Raw genomic sequence first — 21650 nt, 5'->3', positions numbered from 1 at the left:
GAACGGGCGGATGGCGAACGGCAGTTGTGCCGTCGGGCGGCAGCGGCCAGGTGAGCGGTTTCAGCACTCGGCGGGCACGGCGACCAGGGAAAGGGTGCCGTCCAGGTGTGCCGTGCGGGTCGCCCGGCGCTGGATCTTCCCGCTGGACGTCTTGGGGATCGTGCCGGGGTGGACCAGCACGACGTCCCGGACGGACAGGCCGTGGGCCTCGCCGAGCGCGCTGCGGATCAGGTCGGTGATCTTCTCCGACTCGCCGGCGGCGTCCGGCGCCACCTCGGCGACGAGGACGATCTGCTCTCCCTCGACTCCTTCGTCGACGGAGACGGAGAACGCGGCGGTGCAGCCCGGGCGCAGGGCCGGGTGGGACATCTCGGCGGACAGCTCCAGGTCCTGCGGGTAGTGGTTGCGTCCGTCGATGACGATCAGGTCCTTGAGGCGGCCGGTGACGAAGAGTTCGCCCTCTCGCAGGAATCCGAGGTCGCCCGTGCGCAGGAAGCGGCCCTGGTGGCCGGGCAGGGTGGCGCGGAAGGTCTCGCGGGTGGCGAGGGTGTTGCGCCAGTAGCCCTTGGCGACGCTCGCGCCACTCACCCATATCTCGCCGACCCGGCCCTCGGGGAGTTCCGTGCCCTGTTCCGGGTCCGCGATCGTCACCGTGAGGCCGGGGCCGGGGCGGCCGCAGCCGACCGCGGCCGCGTCCGCCTCGCCGGCGTGCGGGCCGACGTCCGTCGCGGCGAGGAGAGTCGGCGGGGCGTCCACGGAGCCGCCGGTGACCATCACGGTCGCCTCGGCGAGGCCGTAGCAGGGGTAGAAGGCCTCGCGGCGGAAGCCCGCCGGGGCGAAGGTGTCGGTGAAGCGGCGCAGGGTGGCGGGGCGTATCGGTTCGGCCCCGTTGAAGGCGACCTTCCACGAACTCAGGTCGAGGCCGTCGACGAGCTCCGGAGTGGCGTGCTTCAGGCCCAGTTCGTAGGCGAAGTTGGGGCCGCCGCTGGTGTGCGGACGGTAGTGGCTGATGGCCTTCAGCCAGCGTTCCGGCTTCTGCAGGAAGTGCAGCGGGGAGAAGAGGGTGGTGGTGAAGCCGAGGTAGACCGTGTTCAGAAGCGGGCCGATGAGGCCCATGTCGTGGTACACGGGCAGCCAGCTGACGATCAGTTCGTGGCCGTACTCCTCCAGGACCTGCGGAGTGTGACCCATCCGTTCGGTGATGATCCGCTCGTTGTCGACCAGGTTGCCGTGCGTGACGGCCACGCCCTTGGGGGCGGAGGTGGAGCCGGAGGTGTACTGGAGGAAGGCCACCGAGTCGGGGGTGAGGTCGGGGGCGCGCCAGGCGTCGGCGGCCTCGTCGGGGATGTCCTCGGTGGCGACGCAGATGACGTCGGCGAGTTCGGGCAGGTGCTCCGCCATCTCGACCAGGGCGGCGATCACTTCACGGCCGCCGAGGATCACCTTGGCGTCCGCGTCGGCCATCAGGCGCTTCATGCGGGTCAGGGCGCGGTGGTTCTGCGCCCGGCCCTGCGGGGGCACGCCGGGTACGGCGACGACACCCGCCGAGAGGCAGCCCAGATAGCCGGAGATGAACTCCAGGCCGGGCGGGTGGAGCAGCATGGCACGGGCACCGGCCAGGCCGCGTTCCTGCAACCAGGCGGCGACGGCCCGGGATCGTCGGGCCAGGCGGCCGTAGGAGACGTCCAGGGTCTCTCCGTCGCAGTCGCCCGTGACGAGATAGCGGAAGGCGGTCCGGTCGGGCTGGTGCGAGGCGTGCTCGGTCAGGAAGTCGACCAGGGAACGAGCCATGTGAAGAGTCTCACCTGTCTGGATCAGTGGGCGAGGAACTGGAGTTCGAGAGCCGCGCGACACGTATGCGCGGCATCCGTGACCGGCCCGGCCCCCTTGCCAGACCGTCCGGCTCGACCAGCCGTCGGGGAGTCGCAGCGCCGTGCACGCAGGTCCCCATGCCGTTTGCTACCGGCGAGTAACACCCTAGCAAGTTCCCTCAGCCCTGGGTTCCAACCTTGCAAACGCCCGGTATCGAACGGAAGTTGGAGGTCCCGGCGGTGGTGGTCAACCTACGACAGGTACGCGCTTTCCGCAGACCCAGTGTGAGCATCGGCACCCCCCGCTCGGGCACATGAGGGGCTGTCAGCGTGCCCGTCCCGCGCCGGTCGGTCAGCCGACGTCCCACAGGAAGCGGTGCGTGTGAATGCCGAAGTACGGGAACGACTGGACCTGCCGGACCCCTTCGATCGGCCGTACGACGTCGTTGACGAAGTCGAGCAGCTCGCGCGGGCCCGAGGCGACCACCTCGGCGAACAGGTCGAAGCCGCCGGAGGTCAGCACCGAGTAGACGACCTCGGACCGCTCGGCCAGTTCGTCGGCGACCGCGCGCGGGTCGCCGTCCACGCCGATGCCGAGCAGGGCCATGGCCTGCCCGCCCATGGCCATCGGGTCGGTGACCCCGACGACCTGGACGGCCTTGGAGTCCAGCAGCCGCTGCAGGCGCTGGCGGGCCGCCGACGCCGACAGGCCCACCTTGGGGCCGAGTTCGGCGTAGGCGATGCGCCCGTCGGTCTGCAGTTCGCGCAGGATGGCCCGGTCGATCTCGTCCACGTTGGTCGTTCTCCTCTTCCGGTCGGCTCCCTCGGCGCCGCTCAGCCGGCCAGTTCGGCCAGGGCGGCGGCGAAGACCTCGGTGTGGGTGTCGACGTCCTGGTCGGTCGTGTCCGGGCACATGAGCGCCATGTTGTGGAACGGCGTCAGCAGGATGCCCCGGTTGGCCAGGTACAGGTGGAGGAAGTCCTCCAGCTCGGGGTCGCCGGCGGCCGCGGATTCGGTGCCGGTGCGGGGCGCCGGGGCAGCGAAGCGGTACTCGGTGCGGGCGCCGAGCCGGCTGACCGACCAGGGCAGTGCGTGGGCGTCGACGGCCGCGCTCACGCCCGCCTCGAAGCGTTCGGAAAGCTTGGTCATGTGGGCGAACGCCTCGTCGGTCAGGACGTGTTCCAGCGTGGCCCGCATGGCGGCGACGGAGAGCGCGTTTCCGGCCAGGGTGCCGCCGACGCCGCCCATGTCGACGAGGTCGAGGTCGGCGCGGCCGAGGAGACGCTCCGCGAGTTCGGCGGACAGGCCGTACGCACCGGCCGGGATGCCGCCGCCGATCGCCTTGCCGATGGTGAGCAGGTCGGGCTCCAGGTCCCAGGCCGCCGTACAGCCGCCGGGGCCGGCCGAGAAGGTGTGGGTCTCGTCGTTGATGAGGAGGGTGCCGTACCGGTGGGTCAACTCGCGGACGCCCGCGAGGTATCCGGGTTCGGGCAGCACGATGCCGATGTTGGTGAGGGCGGGTTCCATGAGGACGGCGGCCACGTCGCCGTGGGCGAGTTCGCGTTCCAGTTGTTCCAGGTCGTTGAACTCCGCGACGCGGCTGGTCAGCGTGACGTCGCACGGGGCGCCGACGTTTCCGGGGCGGGCCACTCCCCCGCCGTCGGGTCCGACGACGATGAGCGACTCGTCGACGCTGCCGTGGTAGCTGTAGCTGTTCACCAGGATCTTCGGACGGCCGGTGACGGCCCGGGCGAGCCTGATCGCCCACCGGTTGGCGTCGGTCGCCGTCAGCGAGAAGCTCCAGCGGGCCAGGCCGAAGCGGCGGGTCAGCTCGGCGCCGACCCATTCGGCGTCCTCGGTCGGCAGCATCGCGGTGGCACCGCCCTGCTCAGCGAACCGGCGCTGGACCGCGTCGGCCACGACCGCCGGGGAGTGACCGGCCATTGCTCCGGTGTCTCCGAGGCAGAAGTCGACGTATTCGTGCCCGTCGATGTCCGTGACACGGGCGCCGCGGGCGGTGGCGAGATATCGGGGGAAGGCACCCGCCGTCTTGTTCATCCACGTCATCGGTACGCGTCCGAAGAGATGGTCGGCCCGCCCGTAGGCGTCCTTCGAACGTGGGCAGCCGAGCGCGGCCCGCTCCTTCTCGCGGGCCAGCAGGTGCTGCAGACGGGCTCGATCCATGGAATCCCCCGGACTCTGGGCACGACGGAACTCTCGGAGGCTACGACGGGAACCATTGGCACATCAAGGCTTGGCCGCAGAATCAATTGTCTGAACGATTGGATCGCGCGTGTTCGTGACACTCCCCCGCGCGAGTCCCAGCCCCTTCGAACGCGGCACCGAGGCGGGAACACTCGGGCTCGAAACGCCAGGCCACGCCACCCCTTCCGCTGCTCGGCCGGATCCACGAGCATGCTCATGAGCGATCAGCACCCGGAGCCGGACATGACCGACACGACATGGACGCAGTGCGTGGAGTGGCTCGCGGCGGCCGCACCCGATCCACGGGCCTGCAAGCGCGCCTGGGACGAGGGCGACGGCATCGCGCTCGTGGAGGCCGGTAGGTACTGGGACGTACTCAGCGTTCCCGATCAGCTGGGGCTGCTCGCACTGGATCTGCTGTGGCAGCCGTCGCTGCCCGCCCCCGGACCGACGCTCGTCGACACGGCCGCCCGGCGGATCGGGTTCCTCCTGCCGCCCGACCCGGGCAGCCGGTGGATCGGGACCGGGCTGCGGTACGCGGGCAGGGGGTCCTGGGTTGCCGTGCCTCCGCCGTACCGGTCCAGCCGGTTCATGGAGTGGCTCGTCCCGCCCGACGGGAGCGGCGTGCTGCACGCACCGGTCACCTTGGAGCTGGCGTTGCGTCAGGCCAACGGCACGCTGGCCGTGCCGGCGCCCGCACCCGGCGAGTAGCGCCTCAGCCTCGCCGGCCGTCGTCGGGGAGTCCGGCGAACGAGGCCCACTGCACATCCGGGTGGCCCGGCACGGCCCGCCCCTTGGCCCGCCATTCGGCGACGAGTTGGGCGTAGATCGGCGGCGAGAACCCGGGCCCGTGGGTCCCGGTCCCATGGGTCAGTTCGGCGTACGGGGCGGGCGCGGGTTCGCCTGCGAGAGAGCGTCGCGGCGCCAGTGCGGTTCGGTTCATGCCGGGGCAACGTGGCGGCGGCGCCGGTGGTACGCGCGGCGGCGCGCACTCACCGGGTCGGGTGAGTACACCCCCCGAATGGACCAGTCGATGATCCGACGAGCATGCCGCACGGCCGATCCGAGGGCGTCGTGCCGGAAGAAACCAAGGGGCGAGGATTTCGCGTCGAAGTTTCGCTCTGCCGTGCGAGAGTGATCAGTGACGGTGTGTACTGTGCTGCGAGCTTCGGCCCCCGGGGCCGCGGACTCCGAACTGCCCGGCTTCACTTCTGGGGGATCCGTCGTGACCGTCACCGACCGTATCGACCGCTTTGTCATCGACCCGTTCGGCGCCGGCATCCCGGCCGAGAGCGCCCGGTTGCGCGCCCTGGGCCCGATCGTGCCCGTCGAACTGCCGGGCAGGATCCCCGCCTGGGCGCCGACCGGCTACGACACCCTCAAGGGCCTGATCCTCGATCCGCGGGTCAGCAAGGACCCGCGGCTGCACTGGAAGTTGTGGCCCGAGATCGGTGAACACCCCTCCTGGGGCTGGATCTTGGGCTGGGTGGGCGTGGTCAACATGCTCTCGACCTACGGCGGCGACCACGCGCGGTTGCGCAAGCTGGTGGCACCGAGCTTCACCCACCGGCGCACCGAGGTGATGCGGGCGCGGGTGGAGGCGATCACTGCGGAGCTGCTCGACGCACTGGAGGCGGCGGGCGACGACGGCCGGGTGGTCGACGTCAGGGCAGCGCTCGCGCGCCCCCTGCCCATGCGGATCATCTGCGAACTGTTCGGCGTGCCCGACGAGTTGGTGGACGACACGGGTCGGATGATCGCGGCCATCATGGACACCTCCGACCCGAGCCCGGAACACGCCGCGTCCGTGCAGCAGCAGATCGGTACGGTCCTGCCGGCGCTGATCGCCCACCGCAGCGAGCACCCCGGGGACGATCTGACCACCGAGCTGATCCGGGTGCGGGACCAGGACGGCGACCGGCTCAGCGACGAAGAACTCCTGTACACACTGCTGCTGGTGATCGGCGCCGGGTACGAGACCACCCTCAACCTCATCGGCAACGCGGTCGTCGCCCTGCTCCGGCACCCCGGGCAACTCGCCGCCGTACGGGCCGGGGAGATCGGCTGGGACGCCGTCGTCGACGAGACGCTGCGGGTGCACCCGTCGATCGCCGCGCTGCCGCTGCGGTTCGCCGTCAGTGACATCGTGGTCGGCGACGTCACGATCCCGGCGGGCGACGCCATCATCACTACGTACGCCGCCGCGGGGCTGGATCCCGCGCACTACGGGGCGGACGCGGACGCCTTCGACGCGGCGCGCGGCGCCGACGACCATCTGGCGTTCGGGATCGGTGTGCACCGGTGCATCGGCGCTCCGCTGGCCCGGGTGGAGGCGATGACCGCGCTACCGGCTCTCTTCGAGCGCTTCCCCGACATACGACTGGCCGTCGGCGAGGGCGAGTTGCGGCAGGTGCCGTCGTTCATCGCGTTCGGCTGGCAAGAGGTGCCGGTGCGGCTGCGCGCGTGAAACCGCAAAGGGGCGCGACCGGTCCCCCGTTCCGGTCGTGCCCCCGCGGTGCGTCGAACCTACGTCCCGAGCGGATCCGTTGTGAACCGCGTCGGTGCCCGCTGTGGTGCCCGCAGGACTCACCCGTGCACAGGTGAGTCCGGATGGTCCCGGTTCGCCCCGTGGAGGTCGGGCTGGTCGAGGTCACCGAGCGCGAGGTGTGCCAGGACGACTTCGTAGAGATCGCTGCCTGCGGCGAGCAGCTGGCGCTCGAGGACGGGTTCCGCGCTGCGCACGTGCTCGCGCACTGTCTGCGCGTGTACGCCCAGGAGGTGCGCGGCGCGTTCGGCGTTGCCTCCGGCGGCGATCCAGGTGCGCAGGGTGCGGCGCAGGTCGCGAGCGTCGGACTCCAGGCGCCCCAGCAGGTCGTGCGCCCAGATGCGCAGCGCGGTGCCGGCCAGCAGGTCGGCGAGCCGGGGGTGGGCCGTCTGCGCGGAGCCGGACTCGTACGTCTCCTGCGACAGGCCGACCTGGATGTTGAGTGCGAGGTGGACGACGGCGCGGGCGCTGAGGTCGGAGAAGTCCGCGTGCAGCAGGGTCTCCACGCGTTCCATGCGGGCGCGGACGGTGTTGCGGCTGACGCCGAGGACCTTGGCGGCGTTCACGGCGGTGAACTCCAGGCCCAGCCGGGTGGTGGCGAGGAGTTCGGCGCGGGTGTGGTGCGCCAGGGTGTCGAGCGGACGCAGGACATGGGCCGTCCAGCCGTACAGCGCGACCGGGTCCATCAGGCGTTCGGGGTGGGTGCGTTCGGCGTACACGGCCTGCTTGTCGGACCGGAAGCGGGCGACGGCGAGGGCGCTCACGGCCTGCCCGTAGGCGGTGGCGGTGCGGACGAGGCTCTGTGGGGCGCTGCCGCCGAGGAAGGTGCCCGGCCGCCGGCCGATCAGGGAGCGCAGTTCCCCGGCGGCCTCGTCGCGGGGGGCGACGACGATGACGTGCGCGTCGACGGCGGGGCAGCGCACCACGAGCACCTGCTCCTCCGTCGCGTCCAGGCACTCCTCGGCGATGCGGTCGCGCTCCTCGACGCGGCTCTCGAGGACGTAGACGCAGGCGGTGTCGGTGTCGAGCAGGCCGGGCCACAGGCCGGCTGCGACGCGGCGGGCTGAGACGGTGTCCTCGACCATCAGCAGTTGCAGGATCGCCAGGCGCAGGTCGGACGTCGCCCGTTGGAGGCGGCGTCCGGCCACGGTCGACTCGTGTGCCCTGAGCAGGAGTTCGACCACCTGGGCGGTGTGGGTCACGATGTCGGAGGCACGGCGGTCGAAGGGGGTCTCGCGGGACACCGTCAGCACGCCCGCCACGGCGGGCCGCGGCTGTTCCACCCTGACGAGGCGCAGATGGCGCCCGGTGTCGTCCCATGCCGCGGACGCGATCCGGCCCGAGACGATGTCCGCGACGAGGTCCTCGTCCAGCGGTGTCGGTGTTCCGGCCAGGAGGTTCCCGGTGTCGTCCTGCAGGCAGGCCGTTCCGTGCACGGCGTCCGCGAGCCAGGCGACGACCCTGCGGATGTCCCGCCCGGTCGGCCGCAGGTGGTCCAGCAGTTCCTGCGCCCACGTCGCACTGTCGGCGCCCGTCACCTCCGCAGGGCGGGCCCCGTCCTTTCGGCCAGCCATGTCGGCCTTCTCCTCGTCCATCGCATCGACCTCGGCATATCGGTCGGGGACGTTACCTCACGAGTGTCCAGCGAATACGCAGATACGGCTTCCGTACGGCCACGAGGTGGACACTTCAGACGCTACGGCTCCCGAACGCCCCGCCCGCGGCGAAGGCCAGTCCGGCGAAGCGCTCGCCGATGTGGAGATGGGTGGCGGCATCGGGGTGAAGCTGGTCGGGCAGCGGCAGCTCGGCGACGTCGGACTGCCCGTAGAGGTCACGGCCGTCGAGGTAGTGCAGGTTCGGGTCCTCGGCCGACCGTTGGGCCACGATGCGGGCCAGTTCGTCGCGGACGACGCCCAGGGTCAGTTTCCCGCTCGCGCGTTCCGCCGGATCTCCCATGGCGTGGAACTGCAGTTGACCGCTGCTCAGGGAGCCGAAGTCCAGCACGCTGGGACCGGGCGTGTCCTCGTGTATGGGGCACAGGATGGGCGAGACGACCAGTAGCGGTGCGGTGGGGTGGCCTTCGCGGATGGTGTCGAGGAAGCCGTGGACCGCGGGGCCGAAGGCGCGCAGGCGCATCAGGTCGGTGTTGACCAGGTTGATGCCGATCTTGACGCTGATCAGGTCGGCGGGGGTGTCGCGCAGGGCGCGGGCGGTGAACGGATCGAGCAGGGCGCTGCCGCCCAGCCCCAGGTTGATCAGTTCCACGTCGCCGAGGGAGGCGGCGAGTGCGGGCCAGGTGCTGGTCGGGCTCGCGGCGTCGGAGCCGTGGCTGATCGAACTGCCGTGGTGCAGCCACACCTTGCGGCCGCTCGGCGGGGCGGGCTCCACGGGTGCGTCGGTGCGCAGGGCGACCAGTTCGGTGGTCTCGTTGTGCGGGAGCCAGATCTCCACGTCCTTGACGCCGTCGGGCAGGTCGGTGAAGCGGAGCGTGCCCACGGGGCCGGACGTGCGCTCGGCAGTGCCGGCGGTCAGGTCGATGGTCACGGTGTTGCCGCCCGTGACGCTCGCCCGGCCGGCCGGGCGGCCGTCGACGAGGAGGTCGTACACGCCGTCGGGACGGGCTGGGGCGCCCGTGTAGACGCGCTTGGTGGGCAGGGTGTCCAGTTCGACGGCCGTCGCGCGGGTGCGGAACACCAGCCGTACGCCCGAGGGTTGGGACTCGGCCATGGCCAGCTGCGGATCGGTGCACTGGGCGCGGGCCCGGGCGGGCAGCCGGTGCGGCAGCACGCCGTGCTCGGTGCGCTCCACGTCGAGGGCGCCGCGCAACAGGTCGGCGGTGACGGGTGTGGTGATCCAGTCGTGCTCGGTGTGCATGTCCTGTGCCTGTCGATCGTCGCTCAACGGGTGGGGTGGGCGGGCCAGTTGCGCAGCAGGGCGTCGAGGGCGTCCAGGATCCGCGTCCAGGTCTCCTCGCTGTCGGGGGCGCTGTGACTGAAGCCGCCGCCCGTCTCCAGGCTGACGAAACCGTGGAAGACGCTGCCCAGTAGTCGTACGGCGTGTGTCTGGTCCGGTTCCGTCAGGTCGTAGCCGCGCAGGAGCGCGCGGGTCATCTGGGCGTGCCGGACTCCCGCGCTGGCGGCCGCGGTCTCCGGGTCCAGCCTCAGCCGGGATGCGGTGGCGCGGCCGGGGTGTTCCAGGCCGTAGTCGCGGTAGACGTTCGCCAGTGCGGTCAGGGCGTCCTTGCCGGCCCGGCCGGCGAGGGCGTCGGCGGCCCGGTCGGCGAGTTCCTCCAGGGCGAACAGGGCGATCCGGGTCTTGAGGTCCTGGGAGCTCTTCACATGCGAGTAGAGGCTCGCGACCTTGACGTCGAACCGCCGGGCGAGCTCGGAAACGGTCACCTGCTCGAAGCCGACCTCGTCCGCCAGCTCCGCCCCTGCCCGCACCACACGTTCCGTGGTCAGCCCTGCCCGCGCCATAGCCGCCCTCTCCGTTGCCGGAGTCGATTATGCATTTGCCTAAAGCGTTTAGGCAAATTAGCGTGAGCTTATGGAACCGTTGACCGAGCAAGAGATCCGTGCCGCCTTCGTGAACTGCACCAAGGGCGAGGCGAAGCGCCTGTCCGTCCCGCGCGACCTGGCCGACCGGCCCTGGGGCGACCTGGACTTCCTCGGCTGGCGCGATCCCCAGGCCCCCGACCGCGCCTACCTCGTCACCGAGTGGGACGACGGCCGGCCGAAGGCCGTCGCACTGCGCGGCTCGAGCGCCGCCGTGGGGCAGGCGCGGCGCAGCATGTGCTCGATGTGCCTGACGACCCATTCCGGCGGTGTCTCCCTGATGGTCGCGCCGAAGGCGGGCAGGGCCGGACAGCAGGGCAACTCGGTGGGCGCCTACATGTGCACCGACCTCGCCTGCTCGCTGTACGTGCGGGGCCTGCGGGACGCGGGCATCGGGGCGCGGCTGCACGAGACGATCACTCTGGAGGAGAAGATCCGGCGGACCGTGGCGAACGTCGCCGCGTTCGTCGCCAAGGTCGGCACGGCATAAGCTCGGCGGATGGCGAAGTACATCGACGTGCACCCCGACAACCCTCAGCCGCGCACCATCTCCCAGGTCGCGGACAGCATCCGCTCGGACGCGCTCATCGCGTATCCGACGGACTCCTGCTACGCGCTGGGCTGCCGGCTGGGCAGCCGTGACGGCATCGAGCGGATCCGGACCATCCGCCACCTGGACGACCGGCACCACTTCACGCTCGTGTGCCAGGACTTCGCGCAGCTCGGCCAGTTCGTGCGCGTCGACAAGGACGTGTTCCGCGCCATCAAGGCGTCGACGCCCGGCAGTTACACGTTCATCCTGCCGGCGACGAAGGAGGTGCCGCGCATGCTGCAGCACCCGAAGAAGAAGACGGTCGGCGTGCGCATCCCCGACCACGTCGTCACCCAGGCCCTGCTGGCCGAGCTCGGCGAGCCGCTGCTGTCCAGCACGCTGCTCCTGCCCGACGAGGAGGAGCCGATGACGCAGGGCTGGGAGATCAAGGACCGTCTCGACCATGTGCTGGACGCGGTGGTCGACTCCGGGGACTGCGGCACCGAGCCGACGACGGTCATCGACTTCTCGAGCGGCGAGGCGGAGATCGTGCGGCGGGGAGCCGGGGACACGACACGGTTCGAATGAGCCGTTCCGCTCGATGCGGGGGTCCCGTCGGCCGGGTCGATGGCACGTGCAACGATGACGGCACCCGGCCCGTCGGGCCGCAGAGTTGGTCGGCGCCGAGCGCGCAGAGAGGTAGTCCCCCATGGCCTCCGTACAGGGAACAGCCGTTGACGTAACGACCGAGGACGGCGTCGCCGACGCCTACTTGGTACATCCCGATGACGGTCTCCCCCACCCCGGCGTGCTGCTCTACCAGGACGCCTTCGGGCTGCGTCCGCATCTGCGGGCCATGGCCGACAGGCTGGCGGCGCACGGCTACACGGTCCTGGTGCCGAACGTCTTCTACCGGCACGGCCGCACGCCGGTCTTCGACCTGCCGGAGTTCATCGACCCGTCCGCCCGGCCGGAGATCTTCGAGAAGGTCGGCCCGGTGATGATGTCGCTCACCCCCGAGCTCGCCATGCGGGACGCGGGCGCGTACCTCCAGTGGCTGGCGGACTCCCCGCTGGTGGCCGACGGCCCGGTCGGACTGACCGGCTACTGCATGGGCGCGCGGCTGGCCCTGTTCACCGCCGGCACCTATCCGGACCGGGTCGCGGCGGCGGCCGGTTTCCACGGCGGGCGGTTGGCGACGGAGGCAGCGGACAGCCCCCACCTGGTGGCGGAGAAGGTCACCGCCGAGCTGTACTTCGGTCACGCCGACGAGGACGCCTCCCTGCCGCCCGAGCAGCAGCAGCTCCTGGAGGAGACCCTGACGGCGGCGGGCGTACGGCACCGCTGCGAGGTCTACCCCGGCGCCCATCACGGGTACACGCAGGCGGACACGGCCGCCTACGACAAGGAGGGCGACGAGCGGCACTGGGCAGCTCTGCTGGATCTCCTGGACCGCACGTTCTGACACCTCACCGACGGCGCCCGCGGGTCGGATCCCGCGGGCGCCGCCCATTCCGGCACGTCCAGCTTATTGACATGCACGCACCCCGATGCCAGTTTGAGAGCGCTCTCAAAAACAGGTACGGACCAATCCCCTCGAGTGACCCCACACACGGAGGTGGAGCGTGCATCACAAGCTCACTCGCCGTCTGCTGGCCCCCACAGCCGCAGCCGCACTGATCGCCGCGGTCATCGCGATCCAGTCGCCCTCGTCCGCCAAGGCGGCGGTACCCGCGACGATTCCGCTGAAGCTGACCAACAACTCCGGCCGCAGCGAGCCGGTTTACGTCTACACGCTCGGCACGCTGCTCTCGACGGGGCAGCAGGGCTGGGCGGACGCCAACGGGGCGTTCCACGCGTGGCCGGCCGGCGGCAATCCGCCGACGCCCGCGCCGGACGCGTCCATCGCCGGGCCCGCCGCGGGCCAGTCGAAGACGATCCAGATCCCCAAGTTCTCCGGGCGGATCTACTTCTCGTACGGACAGAAGCTGGTCTTCAAGCTGACCACCGGCGGCCTGGTGCAGCCGGCCGTGCAGAACCCGAGCGATCCGAACCGCGACATCCTGTTCAACTGGTCCGAGTACACGCTGAACGACTCGGGTCTGTGGCTCAACAGCACGCAGGTGGACATGTTCTCGGCGCCCTATGCGGTCGGGGTGCAGCGCTCGGACGGGAGCACGGCCACCACCGGGCACCTCAAGTCGGGCGGCTACAACGGCTTCTTCAGCGCGTTGCGCGGGCAGTCGGGCGGGTGGGCGAACCTCGTCCAGACGCGCTCCGACGGCACCGTACTGCGCGCGCTGGCTCCCGGGTACGGCCTGGAGAACGGGGCGCTGCCCGCGTCCGTGATGGACGACTACATCAACCGCGTCTGGCAGAAGTACGCGTCGGCGACACTGACCGTGACCCCGTTCACCGACCAGCCGAACACCAAGTACTTCGGCCGGGTCTCGGGCAACGTCATGAACTTCACCGACGGTTCCGGCGCGGTCGTCACCAGCTTCCAGAAGCCGGACGCGGACAGCGTCTTCGGCTGCCACAAGCTGCTCGACGCGCCCAACGACCAGGTGCGCGGCCCGATTTCCCGCACCCTGTGCGCGGGATACAACCGCTCCACACTGCTGGTCAACCCCAACCAGCCGGACACCACGACCGCGAACTTCTACCAGGACTCGGTGACCAACCAGTACGCCCGGAACATCCATGCGCAGATGGCAGACGGCAAGGCCTACGCGTTCGCCTTCGACGACGTCGGCAACCAGGAGTCACTGGTGCACGACGGCAGTCCGCAGCAGGCGTATCTGACCCTCGATCCGCTCGACTGACGCCACAGGACCTCACCCCGCGCGGTACGGGGTGAGGTCCTTGTCCGTGCGGGTGGTCAGCTGGTCGTCAGGGCCGTGTCGTCGACGACGAAGCTGGTCTGGAGCGAGGAGTCCTCGACACCGCTGAACTTCAGGGTGACGGTGGAGCCTGCCAGGGACGACAGGTCGAAGGACTTCTGGGCGTAGCCGGAGGCGGCGTTGAGGTTCGAGTACGTCGCCAGGGTCGTCGATCCGGCGGTGACCGTCAGCTTGTCGTAGGCGGTGCTGGTGGTGGTCTCCGACGTGTCGATGTGCAGGTAGAAGGTGAGCGTCGCCTTGCACCCGCTCGGGATGGTCACCGACTGGGACAGCGTGTCCGTGTGGGTGGAGCCGTAGCCGTCCAGCCAGGCGTAGTACGAGCCCGCGTGCGCCGACTCACCGCTGTCGTTGGTGATCACACCACTGCTGGCGGTCCAGGTGGTGTTGCCCGACTCGAAGCCCTGATTGCCCAGGAGTTGGGCCGAGGTGCAGCTGCCGCCGCCGCTGGAACTGACCGTCCAGGTGAAGGAGGCGGTGCCGGTCGCACCGGTGCTGTCGGTCACCGTGACGGTGCTGCTGTACGTGCCGGCCGTCGTCGGCGTACCGGAGATCACGCCGGTGGAGCTGTTGATCGACAGGCCCGTGGGCAGTCCGCTCGCGGCGTAGGTCAGTGAGCCGCTGTTGGAGCTGCTGGCCGAGACCTGCAGGCTCACCGCGGTGCCGACGGTGGAGGACTGGCTGCCCGGGTTGGTGACCGTGACGCCCGTGGTCGGCACGGTGATGTGGCTGCCGACGTTGATGCCGGCGAAGGCGTTGCCCACCCCGGCGTACTGGGTGGAGCTGGTGCCGTACAGCGCGGCGGCGGCGTTCAGGGCGGCGGTGCGCGCTCCGGCGTAGTTGGTGCTGGACGTCATGTACGTCGTCAGCGCCTTGTACCAGATCTGCAAGGCCGCGGCCCGCCCGATGCCGGCGACGGCGACACCGTCGGAGGTCGGGCTGTCGTAGGTGACGCCGTTGATGGTCTTCGTGCCACTGCCCTCGGAGAGCAGGTAGAACATGTGGTTCGCCGGGCCCGAGGAGTAGTGCACGTCGAGATTGCCGACGCCCGAGTACCAACTGTCCGCGGAGCCGCCGTCCTTGCTCGGCTCGTCCATGTAACGCAGCGGCGTGCCGTCGCCGTTGATGTCGATCTTCTCGCCGATGAGGTAGTCACCGACGTCGCTGCTGTTGCCCGCGTAGAACTCCACACCGGTGCCGAAGATGTCGGAGGTCGCCTCGTTGAGGCCGCCGGACTCGCCGCTGTAGTCCAGGCCCGCGGTGTTGGAGGTGACGCCGTGGCTCATCTCGTGGCCGGCCACGTCCAGCGAGGTCAGCGCGTGGGTGCCGCCGGAGCCGTCGCCGTAGGTCATGCAGAAGCAGTCGTCGTCCCAGAAGGCGTTGACGTACGCCGAGCTGTAGTGGACGCGGGAGTAGGCGGCGACGCCGTCGTTCTTGATGCCGCTGCGCCCGAAGGTGTTCTTGTAGAAGTCCCAGGTCTCCTGGGCGCCGTAGGCCGCGTCCGCGCCGGCGGTCTGCGTGTTGGACCCCGACCCGGTGCCCCAGACGTCGTCGGAGTCCGTCATCAGGGTGCCGGTGCCCGAGGTGGCGTTGTTGAGGTTGTACGTCTTGTGGCCGCCGCGCGTGGTGTCGTACAGCTGGTAAGTCGATCCCGACAGCGTGGTGTTGAGCGTGACCGTGCCGCTGTACTGGGTGTTGCCGGTGCCCGTCTTGATGCCCTGGTACCGGTAGAGCTCCTTGCCGGTGGTGGCGTCGGTGATGACGTGCAACTGGCTCGGCGTGCCGTCGTCCTGCAGGCCCCCGACCACCGTCTCCCAGGCCAGCTTCGGGGAGCCGTCACCCGCCCAGATGACCTTGCGGGCGCTGTCGGTGCTGGGCTGCTCGGCCTTGAGAGCCCTGGCTGCCTTGAGGGCCTTGGTCTCGGCGGCCGCCTTCGCGAAGGTCGCGGCGGTGGAGGCGACCTTGATGGTGCGCTTGTTGTTGAACGTCGTGCTCACCGTGCCGGACGCCAGCGAGGCGGGCGGGGTGTGCACGACCAGGTCGCCGCCGAGGACGGGGAGACCGGCGTAGGTCCGCTCGTAGCGCGTGTGGAGGGTGCCGTCGGCGTCCTTGACGACGTCTCTGACGACCAGCTTCTCCTTGGCGCCCAGGCCGATCGTGCGAGCCGTCGCGGTGCTCTTCTGCTTGGCACTCTTGATCAGCGCGCTGCGCTGCGCCGGGGTCAGCTTGGCCTCCAGTCCCCCGGTGCGCAGGGGGCTGGGGTGGGGGGCGGCGGGCGTGGCGTTCGCCGGGACCGACTGGATGCCGACGGCGAGGAGGGCCGCGGTGGAGACCAGGGCTCCGACCGCGGTCCGCTTGCGGGGGATGCGTCTCACTCGTTCTCCTACTGCTACGACCGCGTGGGGCGGCCGGTGACAGACCGGGCAGACGGGTGTACTGACCGGGACGAGCCGAGCTGTGCGGGACCGTCACTGCGTGATGAGAACGTGGGGGGTGTGTGCGGCAGTTGGGGAGGAGGATGACAGCATTGACCAGGTCATGTCAGCAGGGTTCTGGTCAATCGAGGGTTATCCCTCTGTGCGACTGCCGGTGGGCGACAGGCCCAAGTGGCGTTGCAGGAAGTGCACTTGACGTTCCAACAGCTTCTGCGTGTGCGCGCCGCCCATCGGTTGGTGGCCGGCGCCCGGCAGGAGGAGCACCTCGTGCGGGCGCCCGGCGGCGAGCAGCGCGTCGGACAGGCGCACGGTGTTGGCCGGCGGAACCTTGGGGTCGGCGAGACCGTGGATCAGGAGCAGCGGGCGGGTCAGCTTCGGCGCTTCCCGGACCAGGCAACAGGCTTCGTACCGCTCCGGGTGCCGGTCGGGGTGCCCGAGGGTCCGCTCCCGCCAGTGCGCGTTGCACAGCCGCTGATCGGTGACCCCGGCTCCTGCCACCGCCGCATGGAAGACGTCCGGGCGGTGCAGTACGGCGGCGGTCGCGAGGGAGGCGCCGAAGGACCAGCCGCGGATGGCGACCCGCCCGAGGTCGAGGTCGGGGTGGAGCCGGGCCGCTTCGCGCAGCGCGGTCACCTGGTCGTCGAGCGCGAGCCCGAACAGGTCGCCGTGGACCTCGCGCTCCCAGTCCGGTCCGCGCCCCGGTGTGCCGCGTCCGTCGGCCGCCAGCACGGCGAAACCGTGCTCGGCGAACCACTGCGACACCAGGACCTTCCAGTCCAGCTCCGTGGTGACCCGCTGGCGCCCGGGGCCGCCGTAGGGGTCGGCCAGTACCGGCAGCGGTCCGCTGCCCGGGCGGTGCCAGGAGGGGAAGTGGAGCCGGGCGCGCAGCCCGCGCGCCCCGAGGACGAGCCGGGTCATGTGCGGGTCCAGCACCGGCCGTTCGGCATACGAGGTGACGGGGACGGCCGGTTTCCCGTCCCGCAGCACCTCGACTCGCCCACCCGGCCGGTCCGCACCGCGGCTGACCCGGACGAGGGTCCCGCCACGGCGCACACCGGAGTGCACGCCCGGACCGGAGCCCAGCCGACGGACGCCGTCCACCGGGCGGTAGCTCCACAGATGCGTCTCGGTGGGTTCGTCGGACGCGGTGAACAGCACCTGGTCGCCGTCGGTGCCGAGCACGGCGCGGAGTTGGAGTCCGGGTGGCGTGACCGGAGCGCCGTCGACGGTGAGGTGGCGGGTGCCGCGCAGGTCGCTGTGGGCGAGGAGGGCGCCGGAGACGGTGCGGGCGGGGAGTCCGGGGACCAAATGAACCCAGTGGTCGTCGAGTTGCTCGTCCAGGACCGTCGTGCTGCCGTCGGCGGGGTCGATCGCGAGGAGGCGGACGGTGCACTGGTCGCGGGACTGTACGACGACATAGGGGCCGTGGGGGTCCCAGCCGGCGCCCACGACATACTCGTAGGCCTTTCGGTCCCAACTCACCTGCGTGGACGAGCCGTTGAGGTCGCCGATCCACAGCGTGACGTCAGGACCGACTGAACCGGCCGCCGGAAAGCACGACTTGCGGCCTTCCCCGTCGATCGCGGGCCAGGGCGGCACAGCTGTGGAGTCGGTCCGGGCGCTCAACAGCCGGGCGCCGTCTGGGGACCACCAGTGGCCACGCGGGCCGTCGAGGGAGGTGGCGGCGGTGTGGTCGGCGGTTCCGAACTCGACGCAGGGTCCGCCTGGTTCGGCGAGCGCGCGATCGACGGTGCCGTCCGCAGCCGCGACGCGCAGGGCGCCGTGGGAGACGTAAGCGATGTGTCGGCCGGTGGGGATCGGGGCGGGGGTCGTAGACCGGTCCGTGCGCGGACAGACGCCACGGCCGGCCTTGATCCCGGCGCACCACCCACAGTTCCCCGTCCAGGGCGAGGGCGATCAGGTCGGCGGTTCGGTCGGTGGCGTACGACTCGATGCCGGCCCGGCGATGTCCGAGCAGCCGTACCGGGTCCGCCAGGACTCGCTCCGTCCCGGAGTCGAGTTCCAGCGCCCAGAGGCATGCGGCCGGATCGTCGCCGGAGCGGGCGCGCAGGAACAGGACGGTTCTGCCGTCGGGGGTGACGGAGAAGCGGTCGGGGGCGCCTCGGGTGAAGCGGCTCGTGCGGACGAGTTGTTCGGGGAGAGGAGGTGGGGTCGCCATGTACGGGACGCTGCCACTGAGCGCGAGATTTAAACACATGTTCGAATTCCGCGGGACCCGTGTGTGTCTTGAAGGCTCAACTCGTTTGCGGTCGGGAGCACTTCAGTTGGCGGATGACCGGTCGAGTCACGGTGCCGGTTGGTGGGTGATCGTGCTGAAAGTGTCGGCGATCAGGGTGCGCAGCCAGCGGTGGGCGGCGTCCCGGTCGTGGCGGGCGTGCCAGGCGAGGACGGCGGGGACGGGCGAGGTGGGGCCGGGCATCGGGTACGTGCGCAGCGACGGCGGGAGCGCCTGTTCGGCGAGCAGTCCGGGAGCGACGGCGATCAGGTGGTGGGTGGACACGATCCGCAGGGCCAGGGCGAGCGTGGGGACGGTGAAAGCGACCTTCCTGCTCAGTTCGCGGGCCTCCAGCAGGTCGTCGATACGGTCGTGGCGGCGGCCTCGGCGGGAGATCACGACGTGCGGGAGGGCGGCGAACGCGGCCCAGCCGGAGGGGACTCGCGGCAGGTCCCGGCGGCCGATCACGACCAGTTCGTCGACCAGCACGGTCATCGAGCGGGCCTCGGCGTGCTCCGGCGCCCTGTCGGTGATCTGAAGGTCGATGCGGCCCCGACGAAGCTCGTCGGTCGTGGTGTCCGCCTCGCCGATGACGCGCAGGCTGACCCCGGGGGCCGCCTGCGGGAGGACGGTGGCGAGGCGGGGAAGGAGCGCGTCGGCGACGACGTCGTTGCACTGGAGGGTGAAGGTCCGCTCGAGCGTGGCCGGGTCCACCTCCGCCGACGGGGTCAGCACCGCCTGGGAACGGGTGACGAGTTGGTGCACCTCGTCGCGGATCGCCTCGGCGTACGGCGTCGGCAACATGACCCTTCCGGAGCGGACCAGGATCTCGTCACCGGTCGCCCGTCTGATCCGGCCGAGGGTACGGCTCATGGCGGGCTGCGTGAGGTGCAGTCGCTCGGCCGCGGCACTGACGCTGCGTTCGTCGAGCAGCGCGTCCAGGGCGATGAGCAGGTTCAAGTCGAAATGCATGGCGGTAATGCTAGGCAGACCAAGCATGCATTTGAAGTTATTCCGTCGGGCTCGTTGACTGGCCCTACGGCGCCACCGCGCCGGACAACCAAGGGAGTTGACGATGCGAACCGTGATCGTAGGAGCCGGTCTGGTCGGGCTCACCACCGCCGCCTCGTTGCGGCTGAACGGCCACGACGTCACCGTGCTGGAACACGCTCCGCAGGTGCGGGCGGCCGGCGCGGGCATCGGCCTGTGGTCCAACGCGCTGCGCGAGTTCGACCACATCGGCATCGGCGACGACGTCAGGCGCATGGGGAAGGAGATCGACACCTGGTTCTTCGACCCCGCCGGCCGCCCGATGCGTGCCGCCGGCTACGACGCCACCGCCCACCGCTTCCTGCTGGTGCCGCGGCCGGGCCTGAACAACCTGCTCGCCGACACCGTGGGCAGGGACCGGATCCGCCTGGGCGCCCACGTGGCCGGCTTCACCGAGCACGACACGCACGTGGCGGTGCGCCTGGCCGGCGGCGAGGAACTGCACGCGGACCTGTTGATCGGCGCGGACGGGGTGTACTCCAGCGTGCGAGCCTCCCTGCTGCCGGGCAGCGACGCGGTCGAGCACGGCGGGCACTACGCCTGGCGGGCGGTGCTTCCGTCCGCGGACGAGCGGCCGGAGGGCACGGTGCTCACCATCGGCTCCGCCCGGACCCGGGGCGGATACGCGCGGGTCGCGGAGGGACAGACGATGTGGATGATCAACCAGTTCGACGTCGGCGAACTGGTCGGCGGCAAGCGGGACCGAGCGCTGCGGCGCGCCCACCATCTGGCCGAGGCGGGCTGGCACGACGACCTGCTGGAGATGATCGCCAGGACGCCCGAGGAGGCGATCCTGGAGAACCGGATCATGCTCGTGCCCGGACTGCCCTCCTGGACCAGCGGTCGGGTCGCGTTGATCGGAGACGCTGCTCACGGACTGTCCCCGCACATCGCCGCCGGCGGCACCCTCGGCATCGAGGACGCCTCGGTTCTGCGGACAGAACTCGCTGCCGGACCCGACACCGCCACGGCCCTCGCCCGCTACGAGCGCGCCCGCACCACCCGCTTCGAGAAGGTCCGCGAGCACTCCGCTGCCGTCGAACTCGCCGACGGGCCCGCCGAGTTCGCCGAGCGTTACGCGGCCTTCAGCCACTGGATGCTCACCACCGCACCCACCGCCTGAGCCCGCCGGGCGGCCGAACCGAAGGACCGCGCGGTCCCCCTCGGCCTTCACGTCGGCGGCGCCGCCATGCGCCTGCCCGACGAGTACGACGTCTGACGCGACGTCCGAAGCGGCGCCCGAATTCAACGGCTGAATCAACGCTCGAAGCTCACTGATGGCCGGAACTCGACCATCAGTGGCCAGAGTCAACCACTGATAGTTGAGAATTATTCAGTTACCAAAGGTAAGTCCTTGCTTTCACTCCGTCCTTCCCCGTAGACCTTGCTCCACGTTCTGCCATGGCTCTGGGGGGAGTTGGCACATGCAAGGCACGATTGACGGGTTCCGCTATGGAGCGGTGACCCCGGTGGCGGCCTACTTAATGGCCTGCCTGGGAGGGGCGCTGGGACTGCGCTGCATCGTCCGGTCCCTGCTCAACGAACAGTCCTGGAAGCCCGGTTGGCTGGCGCTCGGCGCCGCGTCGATCGGCTGCGGCATCTGGACGATGCACTTCATCGCCATGCTCGGCTTCCAGATCGAGCAGACCGGGATCCGCTACGACCTGGGGCTCACCGTTCTGAGCCTGGCCGTGGCGGTCGTCGTGGTCGGCATCGGCGTGTTCATCGTCGGCTACCTGGGCGCCGGCAAGGGCATGCTGGCCACCGCGGGCGTGGTCACCGGTGTCGGTGTCGCCGCGATGCACTACCTCGGCATGGCGGCGATGCAGGTGAACGGGAACATTCAGTACGACCCGCTCACGGTCGCCCTGTCCGTCGCCATCGCGATCGTTGCCGCGACCGCCGCGCTGTGGGCGGCGGTCTCCATCCGGGGCTTCCTGTCCAGCCTGGGGGCGAGTCTGGTCATGGGGGTGGCGGTGTCCGGGATGCACTACACGGCCATGGCCGCCGTCAGCGTGCATGTGCACGGCTCGGGCAGTGGGACCTGGGCGGGCGACTCGCCCACCTCCCTGCTGCTGCCCATGCTCCTGGGGCCGGCCATCTTCCTGCTGCTGGCCGGAGTGGTGGTCATGTTCGACCCGCTGCTGGTACTGGGCGACGGCGACTGGAGCAAGTCGCCCGCATCCAGGGGGACTTCCGCGGCCAAGGAGGCGGAAGAGCCCGCGCCGCAGCACAGCGGCGCCCTCTTCGGCGAACCCGTCGGCCCCGTACGACCCGGTAGGGATCAGTACGGTGCCGCCGCGCAGCCCGCGCCCCAGTGGGCCCCGCCGCGCACCCACGACTGGTGAGCGCCGGCAGCCCGGCTTCGGCACCTGCGGCACC

18 protein-coding genes are annotated in these 21650 nt (G+C 70.6%); 8 read left to right on the top strand and 10 right to left on the bottom strand.

Annotation, left to right across the window (positions count from 1 at the left end):
• Positions 1 to 60: 60 nt before the first annotated feature.
• The 3 genes from OG303_RS46965 to OG303_RS46955 form a co-directional block, all read right to left on the bottom strand.
• Entirely contained in the window at positions 61 to 1791 is a 1731-nt protein-coding gene (locus tag OG303_RS46965; RefSeq protein WP_405876177.1) for a fatty acyl-AMP ligase, read from the bottom strand.
• A gap of 372 nt (positions 1792 to 2163) precedes the next feature.
• Positions 2164 to 2604, bottom strand: coding sequence for an Lrp/AsnC family transcriptional regulator (locus OG303_RS46960; RefSeq protein ID WP_405876176.1), 441 nt, complete (start codon positions 2602 to 2604; stop codon positions 2164 to 2166).
• Positions 2605 to 2645: 41 nt separating this feature from the next.
• Complete coding sequence (locus tag OG303_RS46955) at positions 2646 to 3995, bottom strand: transaminase (RefSeq protein ID WP_405876175.1); 1350 nt, start codon at positions 3993 to 3995, stop codon at positions 2646 to 2648.
• A 264-nt stretch (positions 3996 to 4259) separates the two neighbouring features.
• Between OG303_RS46955 and OG303_RS46950 the strand changes: the two genes are divergently transcribed.
• On the top strand, positions 4260 to 4727 hold the full coding sequence (locus tag OG303_RS46950) for a hypothetical protein (protein ID WP_405876174.1): 468 nt from the start codon (positions 4260 to 4262) through the stop codon (positions 4725 to 4727).
• A 4-nt stretch (positions 4728 to 4731) separates the two neighbouring features.
• On the opposite strand, the gene OG303_RS46945 is transcribed toward OG303_RS46950, so the two are convergent.
• Positions 4732 to 4959 carry a hypothetical protein gene (locus OG303_RS46945; protein WP_405876173.1) on the bottom strand — a complete coding sequence of 76 codons (228 nt, stop codon included), beginning with the start codon at positions 4957 to 4959 and terminating at the stop codon, positions 4732 to 4734.
• A 282-nt stretch (positions 4960 to 5241) separates the two neighbouring features.
• Here OG303_RS46945 and OG303_RS46940 point away from each other — a divergent pair, with 282 nt between their 5' ends.
• A complete protein-coding gene (locus tag OG303_RS46940; RefSeq protein WP_405876172.1) occupies positions 5242 to 6483 on the top strand; it encodes a cytochrome P450 in 1242 nt (413 codons plus the stop codon).
• A 119-nt stretch (positions 6484 to 6602) separates the two neighbouring features.
• On the opposite strand, the gene OG303_RS46935 is transcribed toward OG303_RS46940, so the two are convergent.
• The 3 genes from OG303_RS46935 to OG303_RS46925 all read right to left on the bottom strand — a co-directional run bounded on the left by OG303_RS46935 (position 6603) and on the right by OG303_RS46925 (position 10037).
• Positions 6603 to 8135: a helix-turn-helix domain-containing protein gene (locus OG303_RS46935; RefSeq protein ID WP_405876171.1), complete on the bottom strand. Its 1533-nt coding sequence runs from the start codon at positions 8133 to 8135 to the stop codon at positions 6603 to 6605.
• Positions 8136 to 8250: 115 nt separating this feature from the next.
• Entirely contained in the window at positions 8251 to 9435 is a 1185-nt protein-coding gene (locus tag OG303_RS46930) for a GDSL-type esterase/lipase family protein (protein WP_405876170.1), read from the bottom strand.
• Between the two features lie 23 nt (positions 9436 to 9458).
• Complete coding sequence (locus tag OG303_RS46925; RefSeq protein WP_405876169.1) at positions 9459 to 10037, bottom strand: TetR/AcrR family transcriptional regulator; 579 nt, start codon at positions 10035 to 10037, stop codon at positions 9459 to 9461.
• Positions 10038 to 10107: 70 nt separating this feature from the next.
• Here OG303_RS46925 and OG303_RS46920 point away from each other — a divergent pair, with 70 nt between their 5' ends.
• From OG303_RS46920 to OG303_RS46905, 4 genes are all read left to right on the top strand, one after another.
• A complete protein-coding gene (locus OG303_RS46920) occupies positions 10108 to 10605 on the top strand; it encodes an FBP domain-containing protein (RefSeq protein WP_405876168.1) in 498 nt (165 codons plus the stop codon).
• A 9-nt stretch (positions 10606 to 10614) separates the two neighbouring features.
• Positions 10615 to 11235: an L-threonylcarbamoyladenylate synthase gene (locus tag OG303_RS46915; RefSeq protein WP_405876167.1), complete on the top strand. Its 621-nt coding sequence runs from the start codon at positions 10615 to 10617 to the stop codon at positions 11233 to 11235.
• A gap of 121 nt (positions 11236 to 11356) precedes the next feature.
• Positions 11357 to 12112 carry a dienelactone hydrolase family protein gene (locus tag OG303_RS46910; RefSeq protein ID WP_405876166.1) on the top strand — a complete coding sequence of 252 codons (756 nt, stop codon included), beginning with the start codon at positions 11357 to 11359 and terminating at the stop codon, positions 12110 to 12112.
• Between the two features lie 160 nt (positions 12113 to 12272).
• Positions 12273 to 13472, top strand: coding sequence for a glycoside hydrolase family 64 protein (locus OG303_RS46905; protein WP_405876165.1), 1200 nt, complete (start codon positions 12273 to 12275; stop codon positions 13470 to 13472).
• 56 nt (positions 13473 to 13528) lie between these two features.
• Here the strand turns inward: OG303_RS46905 and OG303_RS46900 are convergent, their stop codons facing one another.
• From OG303_RS46900 to OG303_RS46890, 3 genes are all read right to left on the bottom strand, one after another.
• On the bottom strand, positions 13529 to 15922 hold the full coding sequence (locus tag OG303_RS46900) for a M4 family metallopeptidase (protein ID WP_405876164.1): 2394 nt from the start codon (positions 15920 to 15922) through the stop codon (positions 13529 to 13531).
• A gap of 192 nt (positions 15923 to 16114) precedes the next feature.
• Complete coding sequence (locus OG303_RS46895) at positions 16115 to 17758, bottom strand: prolyl oligopeptidase family serine peptidase (RefSeq protein WP_405877818.1); 1644 nt, start codon at positions 17756 to 17758, stop codon at positions 16115 to 16117.
• Between the two features lie 529 nt (positions 17759 to 18287).
• Positions 18288 to 19190, bottom strand: a complete 903-nt coding sequence (locus OG303_RS46890) for a LysR family transcriptional regulator (protein WP_405876163.1) — start codon at positions 19188 to 19190, stop codon at positions 18288 to 18290.
• A 103-nt stretch (positions 19191 to 19293) separates the two neighbouring features.
• Between OG303_RS46890 and OG303_RS46885 the strand changes: the two genes are divergently transcribed.
• Together OG303_RS46885 and OG303_RS46880 are read left to right on the top strand one after the other, a co-directional pair.
• Positions 19294 to 20391: an FAD-dependent oxidoreductase gene (locus tag OG303_RS46885; RefSeq protein ID WP_405876162.1), complete on the top strand. Its 1098-nt coding sequence runs from the start codon at positions 19294 to 19296 to the stop codon at positions 20389 to 20391.
• A gap of 301 nt (positions 20392 to 20692) precedes the next feature.
• Complete coding sequence (locus tag OG303_RS46880; protein ID WP_405876161.1) at positions 20693 to 21616, top strand: MHYT domain-containing protein; 924 nt, start codon at positions 20693 to 20695, stop codon at positions 21614 to 21616.
• Positions 21617 to 21650: the final 34 nt, after the last annotated feature.

Origin of the sequence: Streptomyces sp. NBC_00005 (genome assembly GCF_045160215.1) — a bacterium.
Taxonomy (GTDB): domain Bacteria; phylum Actinomycetota; class Actinomycetes; order Streptomycetales; family Streptomycetaceae; genus Streptomyces.
The sequence above is the reverse complement of the archived record's forward strand: the minus strand, read 5'-3'. Positions and strand labels throughout refer to the sequence as shown.